The organism is Providencia sp. PROV004 (assembly GCF_011045615.1).
GTDB lineage: Bacteria > Pseudomonadota > Gammaproteobacteria > Enterobacterales > Enterobacteriaceae > Providencia > Providencia rettgeri.
In genome coordinates, this window is sequence record NZ_CP042859.1 from 2,645,657 (window position 1) to 2,667,485 (window position 21,829).

Below are 21,829 nucleotides of genomic sequence, written 5' to 3' on the forward strand. Positions count from 1 at the left end.
GCATGATTGATTTTGGTCGTTTTTACCAACAAATTGCCGTTGGCCCGCTAAGTCATTGGCTTGTAACGCTTCCAGCACAACTTTCAGAATGGAAAAAACAAGGGTTACACGGTGGTTTTTCTTCATGGGAAAAAATGCTAGATAACCTGCCAATCATGGTTCCTACTGATTTGGATTTACAGCATAGCGTGACAGCGACACGTGAACCCGAGCTCACTGCAGGCGAGACTCGCCGCCTAAATAATATTCTTCAACAATTAATGCCATGGCGCAAAGGCCCATTTTCTCTCTATGGTGTCAATATTGATACGGAATGGCGCTCCGATTGGAAATGGGATCGCGTATTACCCCATATTTCATCACTAAAAGACCGTTATGTCTTAGATGTCGGTTGCGGCAGCGGTTATCATATGTGGCGTATGTTAGGACAAGATGCCAAATTTGTCGTTGGGATTGACCCAACGGAATTATTTCTATGCCAATTTGAAGCAGTAAGAAAGCTATTAGGCGATGATCAACGCGCTCACTTGTTGCCTTTAGGTATTGAACAACTGCCTGAGTTGAAAGCATTTGATACTGTGTTCTCAATGGGTGTACTTTACCACCGCCGTTCACCACTCGACCATTTGTGGCAACTTAAGAATCAATTAGTCAGCGAAGGAGAATTGGTTTTAGAGAGCCTGGTTATTGAGGGGGATGAGTTTCAGTGTTTAATCCCCGGTGAGCGCTATGCCCAAATGCGTAATGTCTATTTTATACCTTCCGCTAAAATGCTCAAAGTTTGGCTAGAGAAATGTGGTTTTGTCGATGTCCGAATTGTTGACCAAGAAGTAACCTCTTTGGAAGAGCAACGCCGCACACAATGGATGAAAACAGATTCATTGGCTGAATTTTTAGACCCCAATGATAAAACTAAAACTATCGAAGGTTACCCCGCACCACTACGTGCAATTTTAGTTGCCCGTAAGCCATAAAGATAAAATGCCTATGGCAATCAAGTCATAGGCATTTATTGTCATAGTGGTTAAGAAGCGATTACATTGTTATTTGCCATAGATTATAGAAGGCAATTCGGCCAGATAACTCTGCTAAAATAACCGCTAGCGCACATAGGCTTAATAGTACGGATGAGTTTCTTCCGCGATATAACAGCGCCGGGTAAACAAATAACATCACCGCTAAGACGACTAACTGGAAGCTCCAAAAACCAGCTTGCTCGGCACTAATCTCTGGCCCTGTCTCGCCTAAAAATGACACATAAGCCGCGCGAGTAGCAAAAATAATAATTGAACCAATCAAAAATACCATCGCCCCTAACCGCTGAGCGCCAAATAGGATAGCTAACGCGCCACCAGCGACTAATAGTGTCATCCACATTTGTAGTGTCGTGAAAACAGTAAACCAATTGGCTACTGTGGCAATATTATAAACTTGAGGAATTGACCATACGAATGCCAAACCAAAAATAACCGTGGCAATATTACACAGTTCACTTAGCGCTTTATTTTTAATCAATAAGGTGAATAATAAAGTTGCGGCCCCAAAAGCGACAAAAATACCACTGAGTAAAGCTTCATTACTCATTGGTGAGCGGCCTACGCCTAAAAGCATATTAAAGAAGCGTAGAGGCTGCCCAACGTGTAATCCTCCAATGACTAGCGCAATGATCATGATGACAAATGCCGCTATATTGGCATGACGTAATTGGTTTTCGCCCAACATCCCCAGTTTTCGGCTCGCATACGCCAATAAATATAAACCTGCTGCCGACTGCCCCAATACGGTGAAAAAAACGAGTGGAAGTTCGTGCATGTTATACCTCTGCTGGGTTTTGTAATTTCCCGCTTTTGTCACCACAAGGTTTAGCATCTTTATGCGGCTTAATGACAATATTAGGATTAGTAAGAGATGGGTTTGGCATGGGGGCTACCCCACTAATATTGCCATGTCGCTCGCGAAGGATGTTGATATCATCAAAGTCCAATGCGCGTTGTGGGCAAGATTCAACACAAACAGGCTTCATCCCTTTTTCGACGCGTTCATAGCATCCATCGCATTTACTCATCAATTTTTTCTTTTCATCATACTGTGGTGCGCCGTATGGGCAACGTAACTCGCAGTAGCGACATCCAACACAAATTGTTTGGTCGACCACCACTAGTCCGTCTTGCTCACGTTTGTGCATAGCGCCAGTTGGACATCCTGCAACACAGGTTGGGTTAGAACAATGATTACAGGATATTGATAGATAGTAGCTATAAACATTCTGTTGCCATATCCCCTCTTGTTGCTGCCATGTTCCACCACCAAACTCGTATACCCGACGAAATTTAGGCCCTAAATCAAGGTCTTTTTCATCCTTACAACTCACCTGACACGTTTTACACCCAGTGCATTTTGTTGAGTCAAAATAAAAACCATACTGTTTCATTCATCGCTCCTTATGCACGTTTCACGTCAACTAAGTTAGTATGTTGTGGATTCCCTTTAACAAGGGCGGAAGGTTGTTGTGTCGTTAGTGTATTGATACAACCGCCAATATCGACCCCCTCCTCATTGACTTCTCGCCAAGCACCTTGCGGGACTGCAATCACACCGGGTAATACGCGCTCCGTCACTTTTGCTTTAATATGCATACGTCCACGGTCATTGAAAATTTCAGTAATATCACCATCCTGAATACCACGAGCTGATGCATCAATTGGGTTAATCCAATACTGGTGAGGAACGGCTTCGCGTAACATCGCAATATTAAAATATGAAGAATGCGCATGGCCTTTATCGTGATAGCCTGTCATTTGCAGCGGATATTTTTGTTTAGCTTGCTTGTTTTCAACGCCTTCAGCATTTACACAATATTCAGGTACAGCAGGTATTCGCTGGTCAGTTGGGTATTCCCACTCTTTCGCTATCTTAGCGAGCCTTTCTGAATAAATTTCAATTTTACCCGATGGTGTAGGTAATGGCGCGGTTTCAGGTGAGTCTCTGAATGGTTTTAATGCAATATAATCTGCACTGTTTGCCAATTTTCTATCCACGATCCCCATATCATTCGTTTCTTCGAACGTTGGCAAGTGTGGATTTTTTTCTCGCATCAGGTTATAGCAATGTTCTATCCACTGCTCATGAGTACGACCTTCAGTAAATTGGTCTTTAATACCCAGTTTTTCAGCAATATCAGTTAAAACATCATAAGATTGGCGACACTCCCATAATGGGGTAATCGCATTTTGTAGGCGAATAGCGTAGTGATAAGCACCGCTGGCATACGAGTTATTAATTAAATCATTTGATTCAACGCTGGTCACATCGGGTAAAATTAAATCCGCATATTTAGTCGATGGCGTCATATGCGTATCCCACACCAAAATAAATTCGCATAAAGACTCATCTGTTAGAATTTTGTGGGTTTTGTTTAAGTCAGAATGTTGATTACCCGTGACATTACTCGCATAGTGCCATAAAAATTTCACATTCGTTTCAAGACGCTCTTTACCAAGCAGTGTTGAATTTGTCGCCGTCATTTCGGTTCCGCGCGCAATCGCATCTGTCCACATAAAACACGGGATCTTGGTTTTAACTGGATTTGGGATAGCAAAACCTGGCACCGAATACGCCACGTTTCCTCCCCATCCTCCGGCATTCGTTCCTGGACGTCCAATGTGCCCCGTGACAATCGGTAACATCATCACAGCCCGTGCAGCTTGTTCACCCGATGCCGTTCTTTGCAATCCCCAGCCTTGAGAAATCCACGCGGCTTTCGCATTACCTAACTCACGAGCCAGTTGAATAATACGAACCGGTGAGACGCCTGTAATTTGGCTAGCCCACTGCGGTGTTTTTTCAATACCATCCTCACCGAGCCCTAAAATATAATCCTTATATGAGCCATTTTTGGGTGCAGACTCAGGAAGTGTCTGGCTATCCCAACCCACACAATATTTCGCTAAAAAAGCCTCATCCGTTAATTGTTCTTTAATCAATGTATGGATAATCGCAGCCACAAGTGCACCATCTGTCCCCGGATAAATTGGGATCCATTCAGCGCCTAGCGTTGTCACGCTATCGGTACGGCGCGGGTCAATAATAATGACTTTAGCTTGGCTTTTTTCTAATGCTTTTAGGGTTTCGTAGAATTGGCCGCCACCGGACATCCGTGTTTCCGCAATATTATGACCAAACATCACAACTAAATCGCTATTGGCTATTTCAGACAACAGTGAATCATCCAACTTGCCATAAACATACGGAATAACGCCGTTTATTTGTGCAGTTGAGTAGGTTCCATGTTGATCAAGAAACCCACCGAGTTGGCTTAGTAACCGCTTACAGGCATTACGCCCTTGTAAATTAGCACCAGTAGATCCTGAACCATACTGATAGTAAATCGCTTCATTGCCATATGTATCAATGGTTGAGCGCAATTTTTGCGCCACAATCGTCGTTGCTTCATCCCAACTGATCCGTTTAAATTTTCCTTCTCCCCGTTTACCTGTACGCAATAACGGGTATTTCAAGCGGTCTGGGTTATAGGTTTTCCAGCGAACAGAACGCCCTCTCAAGCAAGGACGTATTTGATGTAAACCAAATTGCGTGTCGTCATACATGGTTTCATTCGATATACGAGTAATGACGTCATCTTTTACATGTACTTTGAGCGGGCAGCGACTGCCACAATTGACTAAGCATGCGCTGTATTTGATTTTTTCGCTGACTTCATCGGGTTGGATTGTGATGGTTGGTGTTGCTTGAGCGGAAAAAGGGAGAGAGATGGAGCTGATAATAGACGTTGTCGTAGCGACAGAGGCAGAGGCTTGAATAAACTGTCGCCGGCTCAGCGCTTTTTCCCTGATTTTATTGATCATTACATTGCTACCTTATTAATTATTATAAATTGAATTACTTAGTATTCTTATAGTAATTAGATAGTAGCCTTATAAAAATAAGGGTTAATTGACATGCATCAACACAAGCAATAATTAAACCATTAATGATAAATAAATCATATTTTTAGTCTTCTTATTGACTATTTTAATGACATTAAACTAGTTGATGACTAAAAAACAATAAGGAAAACCAACGAATTGATTTTCCTTAAAGAATAACAAGCTATGTAAAATTTCTATATCAAAGCTGTGTATTGAGTCCGGCAGCAATTAAACAGAAACTTTTTCTGTAATAGAAATAAAGTCCTTCATCGCTTCGACCGTAGGACCATCCACACAATAATGAGTAAATTCATCTGATTCACTATTAGAGGCCATTGTCACGCCCACTTTGCGGTAACTCATGGTTGATGGTACCGTTTTCCCCGCGGAACTGTGCACCTCAGATAAGCCGATTTCCATAAATTTACTTAAATTGGCCAAACGTACGCCCGCACCTGCCATTATTTGTGGGCCATTAATTTGCTGGCTTTTTTCATGTAGCTCTTTCAAGAGCGGTAAACCTAACTCCGCGCTTTGTTGCTGCCCAGAGGTTAAAATGCGAGCTACGCCGAGTTCCTTTAATTGTTCTAAAGCTAACAATGGGTTAATACACATATCAAATGCACGGTGGAAGGTAATATTCATCCCCTGAGCTATTTCCATCAACGTGTGCATCCTATTGATATCAATGCGCCCTTCACTGTCCAATATACCGATAACAGCGCCTGAAAAACCCATTTCCTTAATCATAATTAAATCTTCACGGATCACGTCAAATTCACTGATGTTATAGCAAAAATCACCACCACGAGGACGAATAATAGGATGAACTGGAATATGCAATTTTTCTTTTGCCAGTTTCAGGTAGCCATAACTGGGTGTTAAGCCACCATCAGCGGCGCCAGAGCAAAGCTCGATACGATCTGCACCATACTCTTGGGCCACTTGGGCGCATTCAATTCCAAAACAACAGATTTCCAGTTTTGCCATCACAACCTCCGAAATAGAGCAATAAAACACCTGCTTTATGTGCCCCAAAAATAATGAAAAGATTTAATGTTAAACGTTAACAATTCGGCTAATAATGCCATTTATTAAAAAATGTTATCGGATGGATATCACACCGCCAAAAGTTAATGAGAATTATTGATCAATAACGTTAATTACATCACTTATTTTTCACTTTCAATTATCTTTTTTAGCGGAAATGGATGGTATTTAACGGTTACTTCACCATTTGACACTGCTAATGTTGGATTTGGCAACCTTTCTTGCTGCCCTTTAGGCTGGCTCATCTTCATTCGGTACCCTTGGGGCAAAGGGTCAGGTAGCAACTGGAATGCCGAAGTTTCTAGCTCACTTGGCTCAACATCAATTACCATTTCAATATGTTCCCAGCTTTCTTTCGGGTAAATTTTGTCTTTTGGGAAAGGTAATTCAATCATAAATACATCTTGGCCTACGATGTTTAATGGCTCGCTTAGCTCATATAAACGAATCGGCCGACCATTAATTACATTGTCAGATAAAAGTTGCGCACATTGCAGTAACCCTTGGTGCCAACGTTCTGCAGTTGCAAGATGATGACAACGCACTGAAATGTGGTCTATCGGAAAGGATGACAATGATAGGTTTATCTCCTGCGCCATCTGTTGTAATTTACTAATAAATACAGGTAGGTCATCCCATAAATCTTGTAATTGCGAAATTTTGCTAAACTGTGGCACTTAAAGCCCCCCTTTACAAAAACTTATCTGCTAAACAATGGCGCAGACTGTAGCATGAGAGCCCCAAAATGTGGTATAAAACCTGCCGATTTTTCTCTTCCACCTTTTAGTTATGCGCATGTGATGGCACAATGCGGTAACTATGTTCGTAATTTAAGGTAATTCGGTGAATATTCAGGCGATTCTTTCAGATAAAATTAGTGCTGCGATGTTAGCAGCGGGTGCTCCAGAAGGCAGTGATGCACTTGTGCGTCAGTCCGCTAAAGCTCAGTTTGGTGACTACCAAGCTAATGGAGTGATGGGCGCGGCTAAAAAGATGGGGATGGCTCCGCGACAACTGGCTGAACAGCTTGTTAATCACTTAGATTTGGAAGGGATTGCCAGCAAAGTTGAAATTGCAGGTCCTGGCTTTATTAATATCTTCCTTGAGCCAACTTGGGTTGAAAAGCATGTTGAAGAAGCATTAGCTTCACAGCGCTTAGGTATCGCACCAGTCAAGTCTGAAACGATTGTTATTGACTATTCAGCGCCTAATGTCGCAAAACAGATGCACGTGGGTCACTTGCGTTCAACCATCATTGGTGATGCTGCGGCACGTACCCAGGAATTTATTGGTCATAAAGTCATTCGAGCCAATCACGTCGGTGATTGGGGTACGCAATTTGGTATGTTAATTGTCTATCTTGAAAAAGTACAAAATGAAGATGCCACGGATATGGCACTTGCAGACCTCGAAGAATTTTACCGTGAAGCCAAAAAGCACTACGACGAAGATGAAGAGTTCGCGGTACGCGCACGTGGTTATGTTGTGAAATTGCAATCCGGTGATGAGTATTGCCGCCAAATGTGGCGTAAATTGGTTGATATCACCATGCAACAAAACCAAGAAACCTACCGCCGCTTAAACGTCACCTTAACTGAAGATGACGTGATGGGTGAAAGCTTATATAACAGCATGCTACCGGGTATTGTTGCAGATTTAAAAGCTAAAGGTTTAGCGGTTGAGAGTGAAGGTGCGACGGTTGTTTTTCTTGACGAATTTAAAAATAAAGAAGGCGAGCCTATGGGCGTGATCGTCCAGAAAAAAGATGGTGGCTTCTTGTATACAACAACCGATATTGCCTGTGCTAAATACCGTTATGAAACCCTGCATGCTGACCGCTCACTTTACTATATTGACTCACGCCAACATCAACATTTGATGCAAGCATGGACCATCGTCCGTAAAGCAGGTTATATCCCTGAATCAATGGCGCTTGAGCACCATATGTTCGGTATGATGCTAGGTAAAGATGGCAAACCGTTTAAGACTCGTACCGGTGGTACTGTTCGTTTATCAGACTTGCTTGATGAAGCGGTTGAACGCGCTCAAGCATTGATCCGTGAGAAAAACCCGGATATGCCTGAAGATGAATTACTTAACGTCGCAAATGTGGTCGGTATTGGTGCGGTTAAGTACGCTGATTTATCCAAAAACAGAACGACGGATTATATTTTTGATTGGGACAACATGTTAGCTTTCGAAGGAAATACCGCTCCGTATATGCAATATGCGTATACTCGTGTGGTTTCTATTTTCAAGAAAGCCAATTTAACCCATGCAGACTTAACTCTGCCTATTTCATTACAAGACCCTCGTGAAATTGCACTTGCGACACGTTTATTACAGTTTGAAGAAACCATTCTAACTGTCGCTCGTGATGGTACACCTCATGTTATGTGTGCTTATTTATATGAATTAGCAGGTTTGTTCTCTGGTTTCTATGAGCACTGCCCTATCTTGTCAGCTGATGACGAAGCCCAGCGCCAAAGCCGCTTGAAATTGGCTGCATTAACCCAAAGAACGTTAAAAACCGGCTTAGACACACTGGGTATTGAAACCGTTGAAAGAATGTAATTCAAATCTATAGGTTGTCTATTAACGGTTCACTTCGGTGAGCCGTTTTTGTTTGCGTTGTTTCGCTAGCTTTGTTGTTAGTTTTTGCAATTCATCGATATATTCATTCGCGCAATTACGGAGTACTAAGTTCCATTTACAAAGTATTTTTGCTTGTTCATAAAGTTCAGGGTTATGCGACAACCGGTTATTCTGTTGTAGCCAATCAGCAACACTCGCCCAGTCCCATAACGGAGATGCCCCTCTCAAACGTTGTACGGGCGCAGGGAAATGACCTTTACCTCGAGCCCCATCTTTCAGCAAAGCCACTGCTTGACGGGTTAGTCCTGTCAATTCTGCAATATCACTTAGCCCAACCAAAGCGGAATCAATAGATTCCACTTTTATACTCATTGATGTACTTTCAATATCTGTAATCGCAGTTTCAATTGCACGATCAAAAGATTCCGCTTCCCTATCAAATTCTAAATAAACCGATTTACCATAGAAGCACACCAATGCATCGCCACAGCCTGCGGCAAATATGGTATCAACTAAGCCTTCCGTATCAGCAGTCACACCCGATAGTGTTAATGTGAAAGTAAATACCGCCATAATTTCCCCATCTTACATAAATAAGCGGCCTAAGCCGCTTGGATTAACCTAAAAGAGCAATACAGTGGTTCACTTTACGTATTATCTGTTTAGCATGCACTTCCATAACTTTTGGCGTTGACCAGACACTCATCATATGTGTTTTGTGTTCACCCACTGCGTTACCACAACGTAACTTGCAAAAAGTATGTGATGAGTTTCCTGCTGTAACCCAGACCCAGCCATTTTCTATCGCATATTCAATAGCAGCCTGAACATGCTTATTTGGGTGTTTTTTCATCGACCTCCGTGATACATAACATAGCCATTGCGTTGACAATAGTCAACAAACAATATCCAATAAATTGAATATTTCCCTGAAATTAGTTGTTGTCACAACAACCCAGTAAATATACTCCAAAAATAGAGTTGGCTATTGCTTTTATCAATGAAAACAATTAATTGAAATTTCATGAAATGATTTTGAAATTAATAATTCAGTTATAAAGAGAATAAATTTGCGTAGATAATTAGAAATTGAAGGGAAAGAATCTATGCCTGCTGGCACCTTAACTACATAGATTGCAGAGATAAAAAAGCCCAATTTTATGAGATTTCCTCATTAAAATTGGGCTTTTAAGGTCATTGACCTTCTTATTAATTAGGCAATACTACGTTTCATAAAGTCACGAGGGCGGAACCCAAGCACGTATAAAGCAACGAAATAACTTCCCGCTCCAACAATTACGACGCCTATCAAACGTAGCATACGCATCAGCATATTACCTTCTTGCCAAGATGGCATGAAATGTAAGACACCAAATAGCACGGCTCCCATTACAATTAAGGCTATCAATAATTTAAATATAAACCCTTTCCAACCCGCTAAAGGCTGAAAAATATCTTGCTTGCGCAATTGCCAATAGAGAACCCCTGCATTAAAACAAGCTGCTAACCCAATGGATAAGGCTAAGCCTGCATGTTGCAATGGGCCAATAAAGGCTAAGTTCATCAATTGTGTTAATATTAAAGTGACAATCGCAATTTTTACTGGCGTACGAATATCTTGGCGTGAATAAAAGCCCGGTGCCAAAATTTTCACCAAAATCATCCCCGTTAAACCGACACAATAGGCAATTAAAGCATATTGCGTCATTAATGAGTCATGCGCGGTAAAATTACCGTATTGGAATAAAGACACCGTTAATGCTTCAGAGAGTATTGCCAACCCTAACGCACATGGCAAGGCTAATAACAAACAAAGGCGCAACCCCCAGTCCATCAATTGGCGATACTCATTTTGATTACCGCTCGTGAAGCTTTTCGCGAGAGAAGGCAATAAAATCGTTCCGAGAGCCACACCAAGTACTCCAGATGGCAATTCCATTAGCCTATCGGCGTAATACATCCATGACACTGAACCAGATTGCAAAAAAGAGGCGAATATCGTATTGATAATTAAAGAAATTTGAGCGACAGACACCCCAATAATGGCGGGTCCCATCATTTTCATTACACGCCAAACCCCGCTATCACGAAATGACAAGCGTGGTAACACTAACATGCCCACCTTTTTAAGATATGGGAGCTGATAGACTAGCTGTAAGACACCACCAACCAGCACCGCCCATGCCAATGACATAATGGGTGGATTAAAGTATGGGGCTGCGAAAGCGGCAAAAATGATCATACTGACATTGAGCAATGTCGGCGCGAATGCCGGAACCGAAAAACGGTTCCAAGTATTGAGAATTGCCCCAGCGAGGGAGACCAGTGAAATCAGAAAAATATAAGGGAATGTGACCCGTAAAAGGTCAGTAGTCAGCGCAAATTTATCAGCGTCATCGGTAAACCCAGGAGCGGTGACATAAATGATCCAAGGAGCGGCTATCATGCCAAGGATAGTCACAATCGCCAAAGCAAGGGTTAGCATCCCGGCAATATAAGCGACAAATGTACGAGTGGCTTCTTCTCCCTGTTGGTTTTTATATTCCGCCAGTATGGGAACAAACGCTTGTGAAAATGCCCCCTCGGCAAAAATTCGGCGTAAAAGATTCGGTAATTTAAATGCGACAAAAAAGGCGTCTGCAGCCGCTCCTGCACCAAAAACTCGAGCGATAATGGCGTCACGAATAAAGCCAAGCACACGAGACATCATGGTCATGGAGCTTACTGCCGCCAATGATTTTAATAAATTCATGATTGATAGACTAAAAGAATACAATCGCATCAGTTTAACAGTGTGCACTGCAACTGACTACGATTGAAAAGTAAATTAGGAATTTAGGCTTTATTCAGCGCCCAAGTGTTATCGGTCAGTGCCGTTAATACATGGTCACGCCACTCACCGTTGATTTGTAAGTATTGCTTTGCATAACCTTCCCGTTCAAAGCCAAGCTTAGTCAATAAATTACCACTACGCATATTATGAGGCATATAATTTGCCATAATTCGGTGCATTTTTTGGTGTTGCTGCATATAACGGATTGCTTGGGTTAACGCCTCATGCATTAGGCCTTGGCCTTGCCATTTTTGACCCAATGAATAACCTAGATAGCATGCATGAAATGAGCCACGTAATACATTACTAAAGTTCGCTACCCCCATGACTTCATTTTCTTCTTTGTCTAATAGTAAGAAATGGAAAGCGCTTCCTTCTCGATGCATTTCATTCATGACTTGTAACCGATTCTGCCAACCCGCAGGCTGGTAATGTGAGTTATCCCTGATGGGTTCCCACGGAATTAAAAAGTCTTTATTCAGGCTGTAATAATCAGCTAGTCGATAATTATCACGCTCATAAGTCAAACGAATAACCATTCTATCAGTGACAAGGCGCACTTTCGGTACATTTGAACGATAACCAAACATCGTTAACCCTTAATTAATAAAAAGCCAGATATTTTCTCTAGTTCCAAGCCAATAACTTAGAAAGTTAAAGTGTAGCTTACAATGCGCTGACGAAAAATATGTTCTGAAAATTAAAATACATCGTTAAGGCCAGCAAGCACAATCAACACCGTCATAGAGTGAAGTATGACCTCTACCAATTATCAATATTCTAAATAATTCGCGCTGTAACTAGGCGACCAGCGAGGATAGCTTGGGGAGCATACACTCGTATGTGACCCAACTAGCCGAACGCAGTCAACACCGTCACAGAGTGAAGTATGACCTCTATCAATTATCAATATTCTAAATAATTCGCGCTGTGACTAGGCGACCAGCGAGGATAGCTTGGGGAGCATACACTCGTATGTGACCCAACTAGCCGAACGCAGTCAACACCGTCACAGAGTGAAGTATGACGAATATTTATTGATAAAAATAAATCATCGATACCTCACGTTACTATGATAAAAAAATATCATCTATTGAACCCTATTATACTGATATTATTGATAACTGATTTTAAGAAACTTTCCCCCTTTGCTATTTTTCTAATGGTGTCTCTCATGGCGCAAGTGTCACGGGCAAGAAGCCTTGGCAAGTATTTCCTTTTGCTTGACAACATGTTGGTTGTCCTAGGCTTTTTTGTCGTTTTTCCGCTTATTTCTATTCGTTTTGTTGATCAACTGGGCTGGGCCGCCGTGGTGGTTGGTTTTGCCTTAGGGCTTCGTCAGTTTGTTCAACAAGGTTTAGGTATCTTTGGCGGTGCTATCGCTGACCGGTTTGGCGCGAAGCCCATGATTGTCATTGGAATGCTATTACGTGCCAGTGGTTTTGCAGTCATGGCGGTGGCCCATGACCCTTGGGTTTTATGGCTATCTTGCATACTTTCTGCTCTGGGTGGAACCTTGTTTGATCCCCCACGAACCGCATTAGTTATTAAATTAACTCGCCCATATGAACGTGGCCGTTTTTATTCTTTGCTGTTAATGCAGGACAGTGCTGGTGCAGTTATCGGTGCTTTGATTGGTAGTTGGCTACTACAGTATGACTTCCATTATGTCTGCTGGGTTGGCGCTGCTGTGTTTATTATTGCTGCTATCTGCAATGCTTGGTTATTACCTGCTTATCGAATCTCAACCGTCAGAACCCCCATTAAAGAAGGCATGGGACGCGTACTGAAAGATAAACGCTTTGTAACTTATGTGGTCACATTGGCAGGTTATTTTATGTTGTCAGTACAAGTAATGCTTATGTTTCCTATTGTTGTCAATGAATTAGCTGGCACACCCACTGCCGTCAAATGGATGTATGCGATTGAAGCAGCGATATCTTTAACATTGCTTTATCCCATTGCGCGTTGGAGCGAAAAACATTTTCGCCTTGAACAACGGCTCATGGCCGGGCTATTTTTAATGAGTCTCAGCATGTTTCCGATTGGCATGACAACCTCACTCAATACGCTATTCGCCCTTATTTGCCTATTTTATTTAGGTACGGTAACTGCAGACCCAGCGAGAGAAACATTAAGTGCATCTCTTGCTGACCCTCGAGCACGAGGCAGCTATATGGGTTTTAGTCGCTTAGGCCTTGCTTTAGGTGGAGCAGTCGGTTATACCGGTGGCGGCTGGATGTACGATATTGGTCACCAATGGAACCTGCCTCAACTTCCTTGGTTCTTATTAGGACTCATCGGTTTTATCACTTTATGGGCGCTGCATAAGCAATTTAACCGTAAAAAAATTGAAACAGTCATGTTGAGTGGGCAGTAATGCGCTAAACTAGCGGTATTACTGTAAAAGGAGTCTCTATGAAGAAGTTTTTAATCGCCGCTATGGTAGGCTTTCTCACTCTCTTATCGGGTTGTAATCAATTATCTGAGTTTAGTATTAGTGAGTCACAAATTAATAATTACCTTGCTAATAAAGTAAAATATGACCATAAGGTCGGTATTACGGGTTTTGCTGATGCGGATATTCAGCTCGCTAATTTAAAATCAGAAATTGGCCGCAGTGAACCAGGAAAAGTTGCTTTAACGGGGGATGCAACCGTTAAATTAGACTCGTTGATTGGTAAAGCAGAAGCGCAAATTAACCTGACACTCACTGCTCGCCCTTATTTTGATGCCAAAACAGGTTCAATTTACTTAAAAGAATTGAATATTAGCAGTTACAAAGTGATGCCAGAAAATATGGATACAGCGATGTCAGCGGTTATTCCTTACTTGAATAGTTCCCTTGAAACTTTCTTTGAAACCCAACCTGTTTATGTGTTAAATCCTGATAATGGCGCGGCTGAAGCAACCGCAAAAAAACTCGCTAAAGGGCTTGAAATCAAACCGGGTAAACTGGTCATTCCATTAGTTGATTAATTTTAACCATAAATAATTTCGATTGATAAAAGCATTAAAGGCAACAAGAAAATCTGTTGCCTTTTTTATTCAATCAAAATTATTAATCAATACCGCTAACTAAAACATCAGTAACATCACCACAAAAAAGTGACAACGTCACAATTATTCAGTTTCTGAGTCAAGTTCATCACGCAGAGCAATGACTGCATCACGCGTAATTTGGGCTAAAGTCCGGTAAAAGGTAGTGGTTGCATGCGCTTCAACTTTACCTAAAAAGCTGGCATACCAACTAAGGATATAGCTATCAAATAATTCTTCTTGAGCGGCAGTTTCATCTTCTGCCGCTTGGTCTTCTAACCAAGAAGCCGCGAGTAGCAATGCGCCAAAAGCGTCAGCAGACGCATTCGTCAGGGTCATTCCTCTAACGGTTAAAAATTCGCGAACTTCTGCTTCTGTAATTTCAGAATCGTAATCATTCGCTAACATTGAAACTGAAGGAGATTCCCCTGCAAATAGGCCTTGGTAATCCGCATTAACTGCATTGACGTCGAGGTCTTTTGCCATGCGTGACCACAACTCATCTTGTTCTAATGGCCATGATGCTTTTAATTTATCTTGAGCAATCATATCAATAAGCGGTTTTACGAGGCTATCAGAGGGACTACGTTGAAATAGTGTCCCTAAAATACGGCAGACGATTGAAAATTCGTTCATATATTATCCTATTTTACAGATTCAGTAGTCACACCTCGTGACTGAAGCAGTTACTTTCAGTATATCGAAAAAATAGGAAAGATATTAGGGGGAGATAATTACAAGTGGTCATAAAGACCACTTGCAACAAAGAAGTGACTAATAACCGCGTTGCATATCAACGACACCAACAGGCGCTTGCCCTGCTTCGATGCGTTGGATATTACTGACAATCATATCCATCGCCTCTTTCGGTTTTGTAAAGGCGGCAACATGGGGTGTGATAGCGATGCGGGGATGCGTCCAGAACGGGTGCATTTGCGACAACGGCTCACTCGCAAATACATCAAGTGCAGCACCTGTAACTTGTCCTGATTCAAGGGCTAAAAGCAAATCCTGTTCAATCAGATGGGCGCCACGTGCTAAGTTGATAACATATGCCCCTTGCTCTAACTGGCTAAATAGTTGCTGGTTTAAAATTCCCACCGTTTCTGGAGTACTTGGTAACAGATTAATAATTACACGAGTACCAGAAAGGAAATTAGCTAGTTGGTCATGGCCAAAATAACTTTTTACGTTATCAAGTTGTTTTTCAGAGCGACTCCATGTTCTTACATGAAAACCGAAACTTACTAAGCGCTTTGCAACTGCTTGTCCTAATGCCCCTGCGCCCATCACACCAATGACAAAATCTTCGTGTTGGTAGGCCGGTAACTGTTTCCATTGGCGCTGTGATTGTAATTGGCGATATTCATCCATACGACGAAAGTAACTTAACACTTTTGCACAAGCGTATTCTTCCATTTGAATCGCCATGCCCGTGTCTTCCAGACGCATTACGGGAACCCCTGCAGGCAGGGTCCCAGGTTTATCTTGTTCCTGTTTTAAAATAGCATCCACACCTGCGCCTAAAGCGAAAATTCCCTTTAAATCACTGCGACCAGCGAGACATTCATAAGGAGGTAACCAAACCATGGCGTAATCCGCACTTTGGTTATCCCCTTTTTCCCATTGGCGAATATTCACTTGTGGTAAGCGTGCTTTCATGCCGTCAATCCACTGTTTCGAATCAAAAAATGGATGGTAAAATAAAATATTCATGGCAACTCCTCTTTGGTTTCTAACAGAGTGTGCCGAATGGGATTTCTTTTCAAGTTAATCAAGCCGATACACTGTAAACAATCAGAATTTTGTTAACTAGCTAACGGTTTTTACTTCTGTTACTTGCCGTTTTAAATTAACATTAAAAGTATTATTTACCTTAGCCGATAACATTTGAGATTAGATAATAATCAAATTGTTTTTTATTTAGCTAAACAGCAACAAAAGTCGGAAAAAGGATAAATAGGGAGTTGACGTAAGACGCTATTTTCCCTATAGTAGCGCCCCGTTGCAGAGCAGGTTTTTATTCCCTACTCCACAACAGATTTAGAAAAACGGTGAGGTGTCCGAGAGGCTGAAGGAGCACGCCTGGAAAGTGTGTATACGGCAACGTATCGAGGGTTCGAATCCCTCCCTCACCGCCATTTTTCTTCTAGTTTTTACCTTCTTCTTCTTGATATACCATCCCTTTATTTTGTTTCTCTTTCGGTTCTATACCTATTCCTTGCGCATGGTATTCACGGCTAATATCTTCCCAAAGTTCTGCATTTTCTATTCCAGCCACTTTCGGGTCAAACACTGGATCAACACCTAATTTTTCCTGCCGTTCAAAGTCACGAAGTGCCCGTAGCGCCGGTTTTGACAAGAAGACAATGGCGATAAGATTAAGATAACTCATACTACCGAACCCAATATCGCCAAGGCTCCACATTAAACTGACAGACTGAACACTTCCCATAAAAACAATAATCAAAAATACAAACTTTAGTATCAGTTTTAGAATGGGGTAACGTAATTTTCTATCAAGGTAAACAATTGTGGTTTCTGCAATATAGTAATAGGCCATCAATGTTGTGAATGCGAATAAAAATACGGCGATTGAGACAAATCCCGACCCTGCGGAAGTAAAGACTGTTGATACCGCCATTTGTGTCCATGCGGTTCCCGCAGCAACCCCTGGAACGTACTCAACTAAGGCCGTTGCCGAACCGTCTGGAAAAACGTTATACATATTCGTGACAAGGATCATTAGACCTGATGCTGTACACACAACAACAGTATCAATGTAAATTGAAAATGCTTGAATTAACCCTTGTTTTACAGGATGGCTTACCTCGGCTGCCGCAGAGCTAAATGTAGCTTCACCCGCCCCTGCTACGTTGGAAAAAACCGCACGGCGTACACCCCATGAAACAGCCGTACCAACAATACCGCCGAATACGGCATCCATTCCCATCGCGCTGCGGAAAATTAAACTGAACATTCCCGGCACTTGTTCGTAATGGCTACCTAAGATGATCACCATCATGACGATATACGCTAACGCCATAATTGGCACGATTTTATCCGCAGCACTCGCAATACGTTTTACACCGCCAAAGATTAGCCATGCCATCAGCACTGTCACAATGCCGCCTGTCGCAATTGGGGGTAAGTTGAATGAAGTTTGAAAGGAGTCAGCTATGGTATTGGCTTGAATACCCGGAACTAGTACACCATAAGATAGGCAAATAACAGCAGCTACCATAATGGCAAATGGCTTCAATTTTAACCCTTTCTCGATATAGTAAGGCGAACCGCCACGGTATTGACCATCAGAGCGCTGCTTGTATATTTGAGCGAGTGTTGATTCGATAAACGCACTTGCTCCGCCTAATAACCCCATGACAACCATCCAGAAAATCGCCCCAGGACCACCCGCAGCAATGGCCGTCGCTACACCGGCGATATTACCCACCCCAACTCGCCCTGATAATGCTAAACAGAATGCTTGGAAGGAGGAAATTCCTTCTTTTGACGCTTTATTTTCCTTTAACAAACAGACCATTTTAATAAGATAGCGAAACTGCACACCACGAGTTGCTAATGTAAAATAGAGCCCAACACCTAGCGATAATACTACTAATGCATTACCCCAGATGTAACCAACGATTGTATTAACGATGGCTTCCATTTTGTACTCCTTCGTTATTGTAATTGTTTATTTGTATTTGCAGGGTAAAAAAAACCTGAGCCCACTAGGGGACTCAGGCCAACGTTTTACTGATGGATAAACCAGATAACCTTCGTTTGAGTATATTGTTCAAATGCCTCTAACCCGTTGTCTTTACCGCCAAAACCTGATTGACGAAAACCACCAAACGGCGTTGTAATATTGCCCTCACTAAAGCCATTGACTGAAACAGTACCCGCATTAATACGCTGTGCAATTTGCATGGCTCGGTGAATATTTTGGCTATAAAATGAAGCCGCTAAGCCATATTGAGTGTCATTAGCTAAAGCAACCGCTTCATCATCAGTTTTAAACGATGTGACGGCTAAAATAGGGCCAAAAACTTCATGCTTAAATAGCGACATTTCAGGCGTGACTTCATCAAAAATTGTCGGTTCGATATACCATCCGGCCCCCAACTCATGATGAATTTTTCCACCCGCAACTAATTTTCCTCCCTCTTTTAACGTGATATCTAAAAAGGATTTTACTTTCTCAAAATGAGCCTGTTCGACCATTGGCCCAATTGAAATATCTGCTTGCCTTGGGTCTCCGACTTTCCATTCTTTAATGGCGACGGCAAGCTTCTCTAATAGTATTTTTTTGATGCTTTCGTGCACAATTAAGCGAGAACCACAGCTGCAGTTTTCACTCATATTCCAGAAAGCCGCCGCCATAATATGTGGAATTGCGGCTTCAATATTCGCATCTTCAAACACCACTTGCGGGCTTTTACCGCCACATTCGAGTACAATTTCTTTTAAGTTACTTTCGGCGGAATATTTTAAAAATAAGCGTCCGACATCTGTTGAGCCGGTAAATGACACCATATCAACATCATGATGGCGGCCAAGCGCTTCCCCGACTTTTTCACCTAATCCACAAACTAGACTTAATGCACCTTTAGGAATACCCGCCTCATAGGCCAGTTCCACCATACGATGCGCGCTTAATGAGGTTAGTTCGGCAGGTTTCACAATCACCGAATTGCCGACAGCAAGAGCTGGAGCTACTTTCCACGCAAACATTTGAGCAGGGAAATTCCACGGTAATACCGCCCCCACCACACCAATAGGCTCATGCACTATTAACCCCAACTCTTGATGACTGGTTGGTGCAATTTTGCCAAACAGTTTATCAATCGCTTCGGCATACCAATAAAAGGTGTCAATCGTTGCGGGCAAATCGGTATTTAAGCATTCGGTGATAGGCTTACCTGCATCAATACAGTCTAGCGCCGCAAGTTCTTCACTGTGTTTTTCAATCAGATTAGCCCATTTAAGCATGATAGCTTTACGTTCTTGCGGCGATAACCCGCGCCATTCACCTTGATTAAACGTGTCACGCGCCACCTGTACCGCGGCATTAATATCGCTCTCATCACCATCTGCAATAAAACCAATAATGCTGTTGTCGATTGGGGTCCGGTTTTCTAGTCTATTTTGCTGTTCTGGGTGCCCTGCAATTAAATTGCCCGCCCACAGTTTTCCTTGTTTTGCGCGTTCAAATACCTGCTGCTGGGTAAGAGTCATATTCCCCCCTAGCGCTTAATTAATTTAATAAAATCATCGCGTTCTTGAGACGCTAGATTTGACAGAGGCAAACGAACCGGGCCGACATTGAATGTGCCATTCAAGCAACCCGCCTTGGCTTTTTGGTTATAATCACCTGATTCCATTGAGTAAATCGCAGGGTAAATTTCATTCATAATCTGCTTGGCTTGTTGCCAGTCACCCGCTTGCGCGGCATTAAAAATAGCAACTTGCTCTGCTGGGTATACATTACCAGCTCCCGCAATCCAACTTTTGGAACCCCAAAAGAAGAAATCCACTGGTTGGTCATCACAACCACAAATGACCTCAAAATTTTTGAATGGTGTTTGTAATAAGTGCAGTGCTCGGCTAAAGTTTCCACTGCTTTCTTTGATAGCGACAATATTGTCAATTTCGGCTAGCTTAATAACCGTTTCAATGTCAATTTCAACGCCAATCCGAGCTGGAAAATTGTACATAATTATGGGTAATGATGTTGATTTTGCGACTTTTTCATAGTGGGCAAATACACCTTGCTGGTCCGGCAAACTATATGGCGGTGGAGACAGCATTAACCCTTCATAACCGAGTTCTTGAGCTTGTTTCGCACGTGCAATAGCCCCCTCAGTTGATAAATCATTAATACCCGCAATTAATGTCACTCGCCCTTTGGCAATTTTGCAAACGGTTGACAGCACGGTCTTACGTTCATCTTCGTTTAATGCGTAATACTCCCCAGTTGTCCCACAAACCACTAAACCCGTCACACCCCGCTCAATAAGTTTTTCAGTTAATTCAGCAAGCGCACTGACATTTAATGTTAAATCATCATGAAATGGGGTCACTAATGGAACAAGAATGCCATGGAAATTCATTTTGAATTCTCCTCAAAATTAAAGAAATCGTTCAATGGAAAAAGGGGTACAGTCGATACTTGTCGGCTGATGATGGATAAAACTATTCACAATATCTGCGGTGATCGCCGCTTGGGTTAGCCCCAAGTGTTGGTGACCGAATGCAAAAATATAGGGGCCTTTATGGTCTAAAATTGGTAATGAATCAGACGTAGATGGGCGAAACCCCATCCATGATGTAGATTGTTGGCTATTTAATGTTTCCTTTAGCATAGGTTGTGCTAACGGGAGAAAATGTTGAGCTCGCTGCATATTCGCAGGACGTTTTAACCCTGCGTATTCTACGGTTCCTGCGAGGCGTAGCCCTTGAGACATTGGCGTCATTATAAAACGCCTATCCATACTTGATACTGGTATCGATAATCGACCTAATTCATGGGGCAACATCAAATGATAACCACGCTCAGTTTCAAGTGGCACTTTGATACGACTCACCATTTTGACTAGCGATTTAGAGAATGCGCCCCCTGCAATCACTATTTTTTGTCCTGTAAACTGCCCTTGAGTGGTTGTCAATATCGCTTGTTGATTCGACGTTGATGTGATTTCTGTTACTTCACAGTGGGTTAATACCTGCCCACCCGCAGCGATAAAAGCTTCTGTCAGTTTTTGGTGTAATGCACATAAATTCACAACATGGCCTGTATCGGGATAAAAAATGCCACCGATTTGGCTTTCAGATAAAGCAGGTTCGCGCGTTAATAGCGTATCTTGATCAATCAATTGATTAGCCACACCAATACTTTGCAGGTACTCACTGTGCTGGCTTAGCTTATCGAGCGTCTCTTTTTTTTCTGCCACCAATAGTGAACCCTTCATTTTGACAAGGTCATTTAATTGCCATTTCTGAATAAATGCTTGCCATGAATCGAAAGCGGCACTATTTAGTGTCATCAATGTGTGATGAATATGGGTAAAAGGCTTATGGCGCATGTTACCCAATAATTTTATTAACCAAGGTGTTAGCGGTAATAAATAGCGCCAATCCAGACGCAAAGGGCCTAGTGGATCAAATAACATTTTCGGAATTGATTTTAAAACGCTCGGATCCGCAATCGGAAAAACTTGTTCTGTCGCAATATGCCCTGCGTTACCAAATGAAGCACCTTGGCCAATTTCATGTTTATCAAGCAACAGCACTTGTGACCCATTAGCTTGCACTGTCAGTGCAATACTCAGACCAATAATGCCGCCACCCACTACAATCACTGGATATTTGCGTTCCATTT

Annotated in this window: 19 protein-coding genes and 1 tRNA gene; 5 read left to right on the forward strand and 15 right to left on the reverse strand. The window is 42.2% G+C overall.

The genetic code is table 11. The annotated features are described in order from the left end of the window. Positions 1 to 2: 2 nt before the first annotated feature. A complete protein-coding gene (gene cmoB, locus FVA69_RS11865) occupies positions 3 to 974 on the forward strand; it encodes a tRNA 5-methoxyuridine(34)/uridine 5-oxyacetic acid(34) synthase CmoB (RefSeq protein WP_004910673.1) in 972 nt (323 codons plus the stop codon). 61 nt (positions 975 to 1,035) lie between these two features. Here the strand turns inward: cmoB and FVA69_RS11870 are convergent, their stop codons facing one another. The 5 genes from FVA69_RS11870 to FVA69_RS11890 form a co-directional block, all read right to left on the reverse strand. Further along, positions 1,036 to 1,812 carry a dimethyl sulfoxide reductase anchor subunit family protein gene (locus tag FVA69_RS11870; protein WP_004910672.1) on the reverse strand — a complete coding sequence of 259 codons (777 nt, stop codon included), beginning with the start codon at positions 1,810 to 1,812 and terminating at the stop codon, positions 1,036 to 1,038. Between the two features lies 1 nt (position 1,813). Beyond that, positions 1,814 to 2,431 (reverse strand): DMSO/selenate family reductase complex B subunit, encoded by a 618-nt coding sequence (locus tag FVA69_RS11875; RefSeq protein ID WP_004910671.1) that lies wholly within the window; start codon positions 2,429 to 2,431, stop codon positions 1,814 to 1,816. 10 nt (positions 2,432 to 2,441) lie between these two features. Further along, positions 2,442 to 4,865 (reverse strand): DMSO/selenate family reductase complex A subunit, encoded by a 2,424-nt coding sequence (locus FVA69_RS11880; RefSeq protein ID WP_109911318.1) that lies wholly within the window; start codon positions 4,863 to 4,865, stop codon positions 2,442 to 2,444. A 291-nt stretch (positions 4,866 to 5,156) separates the two neighbouring features. Then, positions 5,157 to 5,918, reverse strand: a complete 762-nt coding sequence (cutC, locus tag FVA69_RS11885) for a copper homeostasis protein CutC (RefSeq protein WP_109911317.1) — start codon at positions 5,916 to 5,918, stop codon at positions 5,157 to 5,159. A gap of 182 nt (positions 5,919 to 6,100) precedes the next feature. Beyond that, positions 6,101 to 6,655 carry a VOC family protein gene (locus FVA69_RS11890; RefSeq protein ID WP_004910664.1) on the reverse strand — a complete coding sequence of 185 codons (555 nt, stop codon included), beginning with the start codon at positions 6,653 to 6,655 and terminating at the stop codon, positions 6,101 to 6,103. Positions 6,656 to 6,821: 166 nt separating this feature from the next. Between FVA69_RS11890 and argS the strand changes: the two genes are divergently transcribed. Further along, the gene (argS, locus tag FVA69_RS11895) at positions 6,822 to 8,552 is read left to right on the forward strand and encodes an arginine--tRNA ligase (RefSeq protein WP_164528893.1); all 1,731 of its coding nucleotides are present in this window, start codon (positions 6,822 to 6,824) and stop codon (positions 8,550 to 8,552) included. 21 nt (positions 8,553 to 8,573) lie between these two features. Here the strand turns inward: argS and FVA69_RS11900 are convergent, their stop codons facing one another. The 4 genes from FVA69_RS11900 to rimJ form a co-directional block, all read right to left on the reverse strand. Continuing rightward, on the reverse strand, positions 8,574 to 9,146 hold the full coding sequence (locus FVA69_RS11900) for a helix-turn-helix transcriptional regulator (protein ID WP_109911316.1): 573 nt from the start codon (positions 9,144 to 9,146) through the stop codon (positions 8,574 to 8,576). Between the two features lie 43 nt (positions 9,147 to 9,189). After that, positions 9,190 to 9,426 carry a hypothetical protein gene (locus FVA69_RS11905; RefSeq protein ID WP_004255083.1) on the reverse strand — a complete coding sequence of 79 codons (237 nt, stop codon included), beginning with the start codon at positions 9,424 to 9,426 and terminating at the stop codon, positions 9,190 to 9,192. 360 nt (positions 9,427 to 9,786) lie between these two features. Beyond that, on the reverse strand, positions 9,787 to 11,325 hold the full coding sequence (murJ, locus tag FVA69_RS11910) for a murein biosynthesis integral membrane protein MurJ (protein WP_004910657.1): 1,539 nt from the start codon (positions 11,323 to 11,325) through the stop codon (positions 9,787 to 9,789). 83 nt (positions 11,326 to 11,408) lie between these two features. After that, positions 11,409 to 11,996, reverse strand: coding sequence for a ribosomal protein S5-alanine N-acetyltransferase (gene rimJ / locus FVA69_RS11915; protein ID WP_109911314.1), 588 nt, complete (start codon positions 11,994 to 11,996; stop codon positions 11,409 to 11,411). Positions 11,997 to 12,580: 584 nt separating this feature from the next. Here rimJ and mdtH point away from each other — a divergent pair. Beyond that, positions 12,581 to 13,786: a multidrug efflux MFS transporter MdtH gene (gene mdtH, locus FVA69_RS11920; RefSeq protein WP_004910648.1), complete on the forward strand. Its 1,206-nt coding sequence runs from the start codon at positions 12,581 to 12,583 to the stop codon at positions 13,784 to 13,786. A 38-nt stretch (positions 13,787 to 13,824) separates the two neighbouring features. After that, positions 13,825 to 14,385, forward strand: a complete 561-nt coding sequence (locus FVA69_RS11925; protein WP_004910646.1) for a lipoprotein — start codon at positions 13,825 to 13,827, stop codon at positions 14,383 to 14,385. A 144-nt stretch (positions 14,386 to 14,529) separates the two neighbouring features. On the opposite strand, the gene FVA69_RS11930 is transcribed toward FVA69_RS11925, so the two are convergent. Both FVA69_RS11930 and ghrA read right to left on the reverse strand, forming a co-directional pair. After that, positions 14,530 to 15,081, reverse strand: coding sequence for a TorD/DmsD family molecular chaperone (locus FVA69_RS11930; RefSeq protein WP_164528894.1), 552 nt, complete (start codon positions 15,079 to 15,081; stop codon positions 14,530 to 14,532). A 138-nt stretch (positions 15,082 to 15,219) separates the two neighbouring features. Further along, on the reverse strand, positions 15,220 to 16,161 hold the full coding sequence (gene ghrA / locus FVA69_RS11935) for a glyoxylate/hydroxypyruvate reductase GhrA (RefSeq protein ID WP_004910644.1): 942 nt from the start codon (positions 16,159 to 16,161) through the stop codon (positions 15,220 to 15,222). 337 nt (positions 16,162 to 16,498) lie between these two features. Between ghrA and FVA69_RS11940 the strand changes: the two genes are divergently transcribed. Beyond that, positions 16,499 to 16,586: transfer RNA gene (locus FVA69_RS11940), tRNA-Ser, on the forward strand. A gap of 8 nt (positions 16,587 to 16,594) precedes the next feature. Here the strand turns inward: FVA69_RS11940 and FVA69_RS11945 are convergent. The 4 genes from FVA69_RS11945 to FVA69_RS11960 form a co-directional block, all read right to left on the reverse strand. Next, positions 16,595 to 18,115 carry an alanine/glycine:cation symporter family protein gene (locus FVA69_RS11945; RefSeq protein ID WP_109911311.1) on the reverse strand — a complete coding sequence of 507 codons (1,521 nt, stop codon included), beginning with the start codon at positions 18,113 to 18,115 and terminating at the stop codon, positions 16,595 to 16,597. A gap of 86 nt (positions 18,116 to 18,201) precedes the next feature. After that, complete coding sequence (locus tag FVA69_RS11950; RefSeq protein WP_109911310.1) at positions 18,202 to 19,686, reverse strand: aldehyde dehydrogenase; 1,485 nt, start codon at positions 19,684 to 19,686, stop codon at positions 18,202 to 18,204. 8 nt (positions 19,687 to 19,694) lie between these two features. Continuing rightward, positions 19,695 to 20,561 (reverse strand): 4-hydroxy-tetrahydrodipicolinate synthase, encoded by an 867-nt coding sequence (gene dapA, locus FVA69_RS11955; protein WP_164528895.1) that lies wholly within the window; start codon positions 20,559 to 20,561, stop codon positions 19,695 to 19,697. An 18-nt stretch (positions 20,562 to 20,579) separates the two neighbouring features. Further along, positions 20,580 to 21,827, reverse strand: coding sequence for an NAD(P)/FAD-dependent oxidoreductase (locus FVA69_RS11960; protein ID WP_123382006.1), 1,248 nt, complete (start codon positions 21,825 to 21,827; stop codon positions 20,580 to 20,582). Positions 21,828 to 21,829: the final 2 nt, after the last annotated feature.

What these genes read in the sequence shown, in the direction of transcription:
- FVA69_RS11950 (WP_109911310.1), bottom strand. Translation starts at nt 19,686, where the DNA reads ATGACTCTTACCCAGCAGCAGGTATTTGAACGCGCAAAACAAGGAAAA.
- FVA69_RS11925 (WP_004910646.1), top strand. Translation starts at nt 13,825, where the DNA reads ATGAAGAAGTTTTTAATCGCCGCTATGGTAGGCTTTCTCACTCTCTTA.
- dapA (WP_164528895.1), bottom strand. Translation starts at nt 20,561, where the DNA reads ATGAATTTCCATGGCATTCTTGTTCCATTAGTGACCCCATTTCATGAT.
- FVA69_RS11945 (WP_109911311.1), bottom strand. Translation starts at nt 18,115, where the DNA reads ATGGAAGCCATCGTTAATACAATCGTTGGTTACATCTGGGGTAATGCA.
- FVA69_RS11905 (WP_004255083.1), bottom strand. Translation starts at nt 9,426, where the DNA reads ATGAAAAAACACCCAAATAAGCATGTTCAGGCTGCTATTGAATATGCG.
- FVA69_RS11900 (WP_109911316.1), bottom strand. Translation starts at nt 9,146, where the DNA reads ATGGCGGTATTTACTTTCACATTAACACTATCGGGTGTGACTGCTGAT.
- FVA69_RS11930 (WP_164528894.1), bottom strand. Translation starts at nt 15,081, where the DNA reads ATGAACGAATTTTCAATCGTCTGCCGTATTTTAGGGACACTATTTCAA.
- rimJ (WP_109911314.1), bottom strand. Translation starts at nt 11,996, where the DNA reads ATGTTTGGTTATCGTTCAAATGTACCGAAAGTGCGCCTTGTCACTGAT.
- murJ (WP_004910657.1), bottom strand. Translation starts at nt 11,325, where the DNA reads ATGAATTTATTAAAATCATTGGCGGCAGTAAGCTCCATGACCATGATG.
- ghrA (WP_004910644.1), bottom strand. Translation starts at nt 16,161, where the DNA reads ATGAATATTTTATTTTACCATCCATTTTTTGATTCGAAACAGTGGATT.
- cmoB (WP_004910673.1), top strand. Translation starts at nt 3, where the DNA reads ATGATTGATTTTGGTCGTTTTTACCAACAAATTGCCGTTGGCCCGCTA.
- cutC (WP_109911317.1), bottom strand. Translation starts at nt 5,918, where the DNA reads ATGGCAAAACTGGAAATCTGTTGTTTTGGAATTGAATGCGCCCAAGTG.
- FVA69_RS11960 (WP_123382006.1), bottom strand. Translation starts at nt 21,827, where the DNA reads ATGGAACGCAAATATCCAGTGATTGTAGTGGGTGGCGGCATTATTGGT.
- FVA69_RS11880 (WP_109911318.1), bottom strand. Translation starts at nt 4,865, where the DNA reads ATGATCAATAAAATCAGGGAAAAAGCGCTGAGCCGGCGACAGTTTATT.
- mdtH (WP_004910648.1), top strand. Translation starts at nt 12,581, where the DNA reads ATGGCGCAAGTGTCACGGGCAAGAAGCCTTGGCAAGTATTTCCTTTTG.
- FVA69_RS11870 (WP_004910672.1), bottom strand. Translation starts at nt 1,812, where the DNA reads ATGCACGAACTTCCACTCGTTTTTTTCACCGTATTGGGGCAGTCGGCA.
- FVA69_RS11875 (WP_004910671.1), bottom strand. Translation starts at nt 2,431, where the DNA reads ATGAAACAGTATGGTTTTTATTTTGACTCAACAAAATGCACTGGGTGT.